The organism is Azoarcus taiwanensis, from assembly GCF_012910885.1.
GTDB lineage: Bacteria > Pseudomonadota > Gammaproteobacteria > Burkholderiales > Rhodocyclaceae > Azoarcus_F > Azoarcus_F taiwanensis.
This window is the reverse complement of sequence record NZ_WTVM01000311.1, coordinates 1-427: the sequence shown is the minus strand read 5'-3', so window position 1 is coordinate 427 and position 427 is coordinate 1. Positions and strand designations below refer to the sequence as shown.

General features: G+C 64.4%; 1 protein-coding gene. It reads right to left on the bottom strand.

Going from position 1 to position 427, the window contains the following annotated elements; translation table 11 throughout:
- Positions 1-12: 12 nt before the first annotated feature.
- Positions 13-427: helix-turn-helix transcriptional regulator (locus tag GPA21_RS20490; protein ID WP_211163762.1), on the bottom strand; the 415-nt coding region annotated here is incomplete at its 5' end.

Genomic DNA, 427 nt, shown 5'->3' with positions numbered 1-427 from the left:
CTTGAGCGGCACTCAGTCCGGCGGGTGAAGCTCTTGCGACACGTGTGCCGTGGGTAGCAAGGACTTCTTGCGCACTGCACCGGGTGACATGCCAAAACGACGACGAAAGGCGCGGTTGAACCACGAGAGATCTCCAAAACCGCACGAATACGCGATCGTGCTGACCGCGCGGTCCGCCTCACGCACATCGCACAGGCGCCGGTGGGCAAGCTGTAGGCGTCTGCCGGTGACGTGGTCGGTGAACGTGGTTTCGTGGTCGGCGAACAGCGCTCGCAAATAGCGCTCGGCGATCCGGTGGCGGGCAGTCACCCAGCCGACGTCCAGTGCCGGGTTGCACAGGTTGGTCTCGATGTCCTCCATTATCACGCGCAGTCGAGCGGCCCGCGTGCCACGCTTGCTCGCCGTTTGGGCGGCATCGCGTGTTGGT